Source organism: Pseudomonas sp. 14P5.3.2 (genome assembly GCF_057799175.1).
In genome coordinates, this window is the sequence record NZ_JBYOKU010000021.1 from 97446 (window position 1) to 106086 (window position 8641).

The 8641-nt window shown below is 61.9% G+C and carries 10 protein-coding genes; 8 read left to right on the forward strand and 2 right to left on the reverse strand.

The genetic code is table 11. From position 1 onward, the window contains the following. Nucleotides 1–2: 2 nt before the first annotated feature. From AC27VU_RS18075 to AC27VU_RS18095, 5 genes are read left to right on the forward strand one after another with little or no spacing between them, the layout of a single operon-like run. Entirely contained in the window at nucleotides 3–1991 is a 1989-nt protein-coding gene (locus AC27VU_RS18075) for a heme lyase CcmF/NrfE family subunit (protein ID WP_003222946.1), read from the forward strand. Beyond that, nucleotides 1988–2524: a DsbE family thiol:disulfide interchange protein gene (locus AC27VU_RS18080; RefSeq protein WP_003222947.1), complete on the forward strand. Its 537-nt coding sequence runs from the start codon at nucleotides 1988–1990 to the stop codon at nucleotides 2522–2524. The genes AC27VU_RS18075 and AC27VU_RS18080 overlap by 4 nt, the downstream gene beginning before the upstream one ends. Next, on the forward strand, nucleotides 2521–2991 hold the full coding sequence (locus tag AC27VU_RS18085) for a cytochrome c-type biogenesis protein (protein ID WP_473019104.1): 471 nt from the start codon (nucleotides 2521–2523) through the stop codon (nucleotides 2989–2991). Before AC27VU_RS18080 ends, AC27VU_RS18085 begins: the two co-directional genes overlap by 4 nt. After that, nucleotides 2988–4190, forward strand: a complete 1203-nt coding sequence (gene ccmI / locus AC27VU_RS18090) for a c-type cytochrome biogenesis protein CcmI (RefSeq protein ID WP_473019106.1) — start codon at nucleotides 2988–2990, stop codon at nucleotides 4188–4190. The genes AC27VU_RS18085 and ccmI overlap by 4 nt, the downstream gene beginning before the upstream one ends. A gap of 28 nt (nucleotides 4191–4218) precedes the next feature. Continuing rightward, complete coding sequence (locus AC27VU_RS18095; protein WP_488724580.1) at nucleotides 4219–4623, forward strand: hypothetical protein; 405 nt, start codon at nucleotides 4219–4221, stop codon at nucleotides 4621–4623. Nucleotides 4624–4729: 106 nt separating this feature from the next. Here the strand turns inward: AC27VU_RS18095 and AC27VU_RS18100 are convergent, their stop codons facing one another. Further along, nucleotides 4730–5617 (reverse strand): LysR family transcriptional regulator, encoded by an 888-nt coding sequence (locus AC27VU_RS18100; protein ID WP_488724581.1) that lies wholly within the window; start codon nucleotides 5615–5617, stop codon nucleotides 4730–4732. A gap of 267 nt (nucleotides 5618–5884) precedes the next feature. Here AC27VU_RS18100 and AC27VU_RS18105 point away from each other — a divergent pair, with 267 nt between their 5' ends. After that, complete coding sequence (locus AC27VU_RS18105; protein ID WP_262142819.1) at nucleotides 5885–6097, forward strand: type II toxin-antitoxin system HicA family toxin; 213 nt, start codon at nucleotides 5885–5887, stop codon at nucleotides 6095–6097. Continuing rightward, nucleotides 6097–6501, forward strand: a complete 405-nt coding sequence (locus tag AC27VU_RS18110; RefSeq protein ID WP_003222952.1) for a type II toxin-antitoxin system HicB family antitoxin — start codon at nucleotides 6097–6099, stop codon at nucleotides 6499–6501. The genes AC27VU_RS18105 and AC27VU_RS18110 overlap by 1 nt, the downstream gene beginning before the upstream one ends. Nucleotides 6502–6559: 58 nt before the next feature. Here the strand turns inward: AC27VU_RS18110 and AC27VU_RS18115 are convergent, their stop codons facing one another. Then, on the reverse strand, nucleotides 6560–7747 hold the full coding sequence (locus AC27VU_RS18115; protein ID WP_488724582.1) for an MFS transporter: 1188 nt from the start codon (nucleotides 7745–7747) through the stop codon (nucleotides 6560–6562). A gap of 243 nt (nucleotides 7748–7990) precedes the next feature. Here AC27VU_RS18115 and AC27VU_RS18120 point away from each other — a divergent pair, with 243 nt between their 5' ends. Beyond that, on the forward strand, nucleotides 7991–8611 hold the full coding sequence (locus tag AC27VU_RS18120; protein ID WP_262142820.1) for a DUF5666 domain-containing protein: 621 nt from the start codon (nucleotides 7991–7993) through the stop codon (nucleotides 8609–8611). Nucleotides 8612–8641: the final 30 nt, after the last annotated feature.

Sequence of the window (8641 nt, forward strand, 5' to 3'; positions counted from 1 at the left end):
CGATGACTTCTGCACTGTTTATTCCTGAACTCGGTCACCTGGCGATGATTCTGGCGCTGTGTTTTGCGCTGGTGCAGGCCGTGGTGCCGTTGCTCGGTGCCTGGCGTGGCGACCGTCTGTGGATGAGCCTGGCCCAGCCGGCAGCGTGGGGCCAGTTCGCGTTCCTGGTGTTTGCCTTTGGCGCGCTGACTTACGCGTTCATGACCGACGATTTCTCGGTTGCCTACGTGGCGATGAACTCCAACAGCGCCTTGCCGTGGTACTACAAGTTCAGCGCGGTGTGGGGCGCCCACGAAGGTTCGCTGTTGCTGTGGGCGTTGATCCTCGGTGGCTGGACCTTCGCCGTGTCGGTGTTCTCCCGGCAGTTGCCGCAAGTCATGCTCGCCCGGGTGCTGGCGGTGATGGGCATGATCAGCACCGGTTTCCTGTTGTTTCTGATCCTCACCTCCAACCCGTTCTCGCGGATTCTGCCGCAGATTCCGGCCGATGGTCGTGACCTCAATCCGCTGCTGCAAGACATCGGCCTGATTGTGCATCCGCCGATGCTCTATATGGGTTACGTCGGCTTCTCGGTAGCGTTCGCCTTCGCCATCGCTGCACTGCTCGGTGGGCGTCTAGACGCCGCGTGGGCACGCTGGTCGCGGCCGTGGACGATCGTCGCCTGGGCCTTCCTCGGCATCGGCATCACCCTCGGTTCGTGGTGGGCTTACTACGAACTCGGCTGGGGCGGCTGGTGGTTCTGGGACCCGGTGGAAAACGCCTCGTTCATGCCATGGCTGGTCGGCACCGCGTTGATTCACTCGCTGGCGGTCACGGAAAAACGTGGCGTGTTCAAGAGCTGGACGGTGTTGCTGGCGATTGCCGCATTTTCGTTGAGCCTGCTTGGCACGTTCCTCGTGCGTTCCGGCGTGCTGACTTCGGTGCACGCGTTTGCCTCCGATCCTGAGCGCGGTGTGTTCATCCTGATCTTCCTGCTGTTCGTGGTCGGCGGTTCGCTGACGCTGTTTGCGTTGCGCGCACCCGTGGTCAAGAGCCAGGTCGGCTTCAACCTGTGGTCGCGGGAAACCCTGCTGCTGGGCAACAACCTGGTGCTGGTGGTGGCGGCGTCGATGATTCTGCTCGGCACGCTGTATCCGCTGATTCTCGATGCCTTGAGCGGCGCCAAACTGTCGGTCGGCCCGCCGTACTTCAACGCGTTGTTCATCCCGTTGATGGCGTTGTTGATGCTGGTGATGGCGGTCGGCGTGATCGTGCGCTGGAAGGACACCCCGGTGAAGTGGCTGGCGAACATGCTGACCCCGGTGCTGCTCGGCAGCGTCGCATTGGCGGTGGTGGCCGGTATCGCTTACGGCGATTTCAACTGGGCGGTAATCGCGACGTTCCTGCTCGCCGCGTGGGTGTTGCTCGCCGGTGTGCGCGACATCTTCGACAAGACTCGCCACAAGGGCCTGATCAAAGGCCTGCCAACCCTGACCCGCAGCTACTGGGGCATGCAGATCGCTCACCTCGGCATCGCCGTATGCGCCCTCGGTGTGGTGCTGTCGAGTCAGAACAGTGCCGAACGCGACCTGCGTCTGGCGCCGGGCGAGTCGATGGATCTGGCCGGTTATCACTTCATCTTCGAAGGCGCCAAGCACTTCGAAGGGCCGAACTTCACCTCCGACAAGGGCACCATCCGGGTGATCCGCGACGGCAAGGAAGTCAGCGTGCTGCACCCGGAAAAACGCCTGTACACCGTGCAGAGTTCGATGATGACCGAGGCCGGGATCGACGCCGGTTTCACTCGCGATCTCTACGTTGCACTGGGCGAGCCGCTGGAAAACGGCGCGTGGGCGGTGCGGGTTCACGTCAAACCGTTCGTGCGCTGGATCTGGTTCGGCGGTCTGCTGACCGGTCTGGGCGGATTGCTGGCGGCGCTGGATCGGCGTTATCGAGTCAAGGTCAAAGCCAAGGTGCGTGAAGCCCTCGGCCTGCAAGGAGCGGCTGCATGAGACGTTGGTTGATGCTGGTACCCCTGGCGATTTTCCTGCTGGTGGCGGTGTTTCTGTATCGCGGTCTGTACCTCGATCCGGCGGAGCTGCCGTCGGCGATGATCAACAAACCGTTCCCGGAATTCAGCCTGCCGAGCGTGCAGGGCGACAAGACCCTGACCAAGGCTGACATTCTCGGCAAACCGGCGCTGGTCAACGTCTGGGGCACCTGGTGCATTTCCTGCCGGGTCGAGCACCCGGTGCTGAACAAACTGGCCGAGCGCGGTGTGGTGATCTACGGCATCAACTACAAGGACACCAACGCCGATGCGTTGAAGTGGCTGGCCGAATTCCACAACCCGTACCTGCTGGACATTCGTGACGACGAAGGCTCGCTGGGCCTGAACCTCGGCGTGTACGGCGCGCCGGAAACCTTCTTCATCGACGCCAAGGGCATCATCCGCGACAAGTACGTCGGGGTGATCGACGAGCAGGTCTGGCGCGAAAAACTCGCGGCCAAGTATCAGGCGCTGGTCGATGAGGCCAAGCCATGAAGCGTTTCATTGCTGCCGTGGTCTTGGGCCTGAGTCTGGGCGGCGTGGCGCATGCCGCGATCGACACCTACGAGTTCGCCAAGGAAGGCGATCGCGAGCGTTTCCGTGAACTGACCAAGGAACTGCGCTGCCCCAAGTGCCAGAACCAGGACATCGCCGACTCCAACGCGCCGATTGCCGCCGACCTGCGCAAAGAGATTTTCCGCATGCTCGGCGAGGGCAAGGACAATCAGCAGATCATCGACTTCATGGTCGATCGCTACGGTGATTTCGTCCGTTACAAACCGGCGCTCAATGCCAAGACTGCACTGCTGTGGTTCGGCCCGGCCGGCCTGTTGTTCGGCGGTATGGTGGTGATCGCAGTGATCGTTCGCCGGCGTCGCGCACAGCGCACCGAGACCCCGCCATCGCTGTCCACCGAAGAGCGTCAGCGCCTCGACCAACTGTTGGATAAAAACCAAGAATGATTGATTTCTGGCTTGCCGCAGGGCTGTTGCTTCTGGTCGCCCTGAGTTTTCTGCTGATTCCGGTTTTGCGTGGCCGTCGCGCCCAGCGTGAAGAGGATCGAACTGCCCTGAACGTGGCGCTGTATCAGGAACGTGTCGCCGAGCTGCAAGCGCAGCAGGTTGAAGGCGTACTCGATGCGGCGCAAATGGACAGCGGTCGCGCGGAAGCGGCGCGTGAGCTGCTCGCCGATACCGAAGGCGTTGCCGCACCGCGTGTGTCGAAACTGGGCAAGCCGTTGCCGTTGTTGGCAGCGGTGTTGGTGCCGGTATTGGGCCTGGGGCTGTATCTGCATTTCGGTGCTGCCGACAAAGTCGAGCTGACCCGCGAATTTGCCCAGGCACCGCAGTCGATGGAAGAGATGACCCGGCGGCTGGAGCGTGCTGTTGCGGCGCAACCGGATTCGGCGGAAGGCCTGTACTTCCTCGGGCGTACCTACATGGCCCAGGAGCGTCCGGCGGATGCGGCGAAGATGTTCGAGCGCGCCGCCAACCTGGCCGGTCGCCAGCCGGAACTGCTCGGCCAGTGGGCGCAGGCGCAATACTTTGCTGACGGCAAGAAGTGGTCGGACAAGATCCAGGCTTTAACCGACGAAGCGCTGAAAGCCGATCCGAAAGAAGTCACCAGCCTTGGTCTGCTCGGCATCGCCGCGTTCGAGGGTGAACGTTATCAGCAGGCAATCGACTACTGGAACCGCCTGCTGGCGCAACTGCCAGAGGGCGACAACTCCCGCGCCGCCTTGCAGGGTGGGATCGAGCGCGCCACCGAGCGTCTGCAAGCCAGCGGCGGTAAAGTCGCCGCCACGCCGGCCGCCAAGGTTGCCGCGCTGCTCAAGGTGCGCGTCGATCTGGCCAGCGAACTCAAAGGCAAGGTGCAACCGGGCGACAGCGTGTTCATCTTCGCCCGTGCCGTTTCCGGCCCACCGGCACCGCTGGCGGCCAAGCGTCTGACCGTGGCGGATCTGCCGGTGACCGTCGAACTGGGCGATGCCGATGCGATGATGCCGCAGTTGAAACTGTCGAACTTTCCTGAAGTCCAACTGGTTGCGCGCATTTCCCGAGCCGGTCAACCGACCGCCGGGGAGTGGGTGGGTCGCAGCGGCCCTCTGGCCAGCAACACCACCGCGCCGCAAACACTGACCATCGACAGCCCGGACCAATAACCACCGGCACCCACAGGAAAGCACCGCCATGCACAGTCTCGCCCGAATCGCAGTCATCACAATGGCCCTGGGCATGAGCGCCTGTGCGGTGCACCGACCGGAACCGACCACCAGTCTGCCGCCGATCCCGCCGTCGCAACCAAGCCCGACCCCGTCGACCTCGCCGACACCCGGAAAAAGCATCCCGGCCAAACCGTCCAAGCCAGTCCCACGCACCTCAGCCAGCTTCGCCCCGCCACCGGGTGGCAACAGCCACTGGGATCAGCAACTCGGGGTCTACGTCCTCGACGATCAGCCCAACACCTTCTACCGCCAGCGCACCTACTTCCGCTGGAACAACGGCTGGACCCGCTCGATCAGCCCCAACGGCCCTTGGGAAGACACCGATATCCACGGCGTGCCGCCGGGGTTGGGCAAACAGTTCGGGCAGTGATGAAAAAACGGCGATCTTTGGATCGCCGTTTTTTATATGTTGTCCGGCAGTATGGATGACCCTGTAGGAGCTGGCGAAGTCTGCGATCTTTTGATTTCGCTGTTTTTCACAATTCGCTGGTCAACAACCCCTGCATATAATCCACAAACGCCCGCGCCTTCGCACTGACCATCCGCCCCGTGGGAAACACTGCCCACAAGTCCTGATCCGGCAATCCCCAATCGCTCATCACCGCCCTGACCGCACCGCTTGCCAGCTCCGGGGCGAACATCCATTGCGAGGCGATGGTCAGTCCCTGATCGGCCACCACGGCTGCGCGCAAACCCTCGGCGGCGCTGACACGCAGGCGGCCGGTCAGGTTTTGCGTCTGCTGTTCGCGGCCTTGGGTGAAGGTCCAGGTGGCACCGCCGCTGAGGTTGTAGACGATGCCTTGGTGCTGATTCAAATCGGCAGGGCAGCTCGGCTCGCCGTGGCGGGCGAAGTAGGCCGGGGTGCCGAGCACCACGCGGCGGCAGTCGGCGATCTTGCGCGCGGTGAGGCTGGAGTCGCTGAGCGGGCCCATGCGCAGGGCGACGTCGATGCCTTCTTCGACCAGATTGATGTTGCGGTCATCGAGCATCAGGTCGATGTTCAGCTGTGGATGCTGATCGAGAAACGGCCCCAGTTGCGGCACGACGTGCAGGCGACCGAAAGTCACCGCCGCGCTGATGCGCAGGTTGCCGCGCAAACCGCCGGCGCTGCCACGGGCGGCGTTATCGGCTTCGTTGGCTTCGTCGATGGCGCGTCTGGCCCGTTCGAAAAACGCGAGTCCGGCTTCGGTCGGCGTCAGGCCGCGGGTCGAGCGCAGCAACAGGCTGACCGCCAGGCGTTTTTCCAGTTGAGCGATGGTTTTCGACACGGCGGGCTGGCCGATATTCAACCGTCGGGCCGCGGCGGAAAACGAGCCGGTTTCGACCACGTAGACGAAGGTTTCCATGGCGGCGAGGCGGTCCATCAGTCTTCCTGCAAATCTGAAAGTTGTCGTAGTCCCCTTGTGGGAGCGGGCTTGCTCGCGAAAGCGGTCTGACATTCAGCACATGTATTGGCTGATCCGACGCCTTCGCGAGCAAGCCCGCTCCCACAGGGAATAGGGTGCTGAGTGTAATCCGCGTCCATTCAATCACATGCTGTAAAACAACCGAACGTCGTTCTGCAGATTTATGTGCTTGAGTAAAGATAACTCTAGAGTTACTTTTATTCGGCCGGAGCAAGGAGGCGGTAGGTGCAAAGCAGTCTATTGATCAAGGAGCTGGAGGAGGCAGGCTGGACGCTGGATCGAGTCACCGGCAGTCATCACATCTTCACTCACCGTTACAACCCTTACACCATTCCCGTTCCCCACCCGAAAAAGGATTTACCGTTGGGGACGGTCAAAAGCATCAGGAGGCGTGCCGGGTTGCACCACCCGCCAGCCAGCAACAAGGGAGATCCATAATGCAATATCCGATCTGCATCGAATGGGGTGACGACAACACCGCCATCGGTATTCAGATACCTGACATTCCCGGCGCCGTCACGGCTGGGGATACCTTCGAGGACGCCTACAACGCAGCCGTTGAAATTGCTCACATCATGCTGCAGGAGATAGCGGCGGACGGGGAATCGATTCCGATGCCGACGTCGGCAGCGGCCCATCGCAATAATCCGGAGTTTGCCGATATGGGCTGGGGGATGCTCGAGCTGGATATCTCGCCGTACATGGGCAAGACCGAGAAGGTCAACGTGACGTTGCCAGGTTATGTGATCCAGCGCATCGATCGTTATGTGCGTGAACACAATGTCAAAAGCCGCTCTTCGTTTCTGGCGGATGCGGCGATGGAGAAACTGGTTCGCTATTAAGCGTGATCGCTCCCTCAGGCCCATTGAGCAACCTGTGGGAGCGAGCCTGCTCGACACCTTACGCCGTTGCCAAAGAACCACGCTGCGACGCACTCAGAAACCGCAACAACGCCAGTAGCGGGAACGCGCTACCGACAATCACGATCCACAGCCAGCCGCCATGCTCATACACCGCACTGGCCACCGACGAGCCGAAGGCGCCGCCGATGAAGATGCTGGTCATGTACAAAGCGTTCAGGCGACCGCGGCTTTTGGCATCGAGTGAGTACACCGCGCGCTGGCCGAGGACCATGTTCATCTGTACGCAGAAATCCAGTACCACGCCGGTCACGGCCAGGCCGATCACGCTGTAGGCCGGGTGGATGAAGGCGGGCAGGAAGCTCAGGCTGGCGAACAGCATGGCCAGCAGCGAAGCGATGCGGGTGTGGCCGGCGTCAGCCAGGCGTCCACTGATCGGCGCGGCGATGGCACCAATGGCGCCGACCAGGGCGAAGATCGCGATTTCGCTTTGCGACAGGCCATGGTTGCGCGCCAGTTCCAGCGGCACCGCGGTCCAGAACAGGCTGAACGTGGCGAACATGCAGCCTTGATAAAACGCGCGCTGACGCAGCACCGGTTGCTGGCGCAGCAGGGTCCAAAGCGAGCCGATCAACTGGCCATACGTGGCGCTGTGATCCGGTTGGCGCTTGGGCACGGTCAGTGCCAGCACCACGCTGATCGCTGCCATCAACGCCGCAGCAATCATGAACATCGCGCGCCAGCCGAAATGGTCGGCGACCACGCTCGACACCGGTCGCGCCAGCAGGATGCCCAGCAACAAGCCGCCCATGATCCCGCCGACCACCCGGCCACGGGATTCCTCTGGCGCCAGGTGCGCAGCCAGTGGAATCAGGATCTGCACCGACACCGAACTGAAGCCCACCAGCAACGAGATCAGCAGGAACACGTTGGGCTGACTGGTGAACGCCGCGCCGAGCAGGCTGGCAATCGCCACCACCGTGGTGATGATCATCAACCGACGGTTTTCCAGCAGGTCGCCCAGCGGCACCAGGAAGAACAGGCCCAGCGCATAACCGATCTGCGTCAGCGAGACGATGATGCTGGCCATGGTGTCGGAGAGGCCGATGTCTGGCGCGATCAGGCCGATGATTGGCTGTGCGTAGTAGATGTTGGCGACGATGGCGCCGCAGCAGAAGGCGAACAGCAGCACCATGCCTCGGGTCATTGCGTGAGTTGTGGCGTTCATAAGGTTTCTCGATCCAGCGAAAGGGAATGCGGTGAGGCTAAGGGACGTACCGAAGCGGCGGTAGAAGCCTTCGATTGATATCAGTTATTCCGTTGCGGAATGATTGGCTTCCAACAGGGTGTCGTCCATCGGCGAACCTTGCGTCCGGCCGGGGAGGGTCGATGATACATTCACTTACATGTTCTTCGATAGCGTGCTTATGTTTACTTCTGCGCTATTACTGTTCATCAACGGAGGATTGCCATGTTGCGTCAGCTGCTGCGTCACACGACTACGATTGCCTTGCTTGGCCTGCTCAGTGCCACTGCGGTGCAGGCCGCCGATGCCCCGGGTATGCGTCTCGGCGTGCGCGGCGAGATCACCGGGGTCGGCGCCGACTCGCTGAAAGTCCACGTCAACAGCGGCGAGAACGTGGTGATCCGGTTGAACCCGGACACCAGGATTCGCGCTGTCACCCTGGCCAATATCGAGGACATCAAACCCGGCAGCTACATCGGCTCGGCCGCCATGCCCCAGGAGGACGGAACCCTGAAGGCGCTCGAAGTGCATGTGTTCCCGCCGGAACTGGCCGGCAGCGGCGACGGCCATCGGCCATTCGACCTGGCCAAGGGCAGCAGCATGACCAATGGCAGCGTCGGTGATCTGGTGGTCAGCAATGGCCGTGTGCTGACGGTCAATTACAAGGGCGGGCAGCAGAAGATCCTGGTGCCGGAGGACGTGCCGATCGTCAATCTGACGCCGGGGGATCGCAGCTTGCTCAAGGTCGGGGTGAAGATTGTCAGCTTCGTGACCCAGGACGCAGACGGCACGTTGACGGCGCAATCGATTTCCGCCGGCAAGGATGGCGTCACGCCGCCGATGTAACTGGCTGACAAACAATCCCCTGTGGGAGCG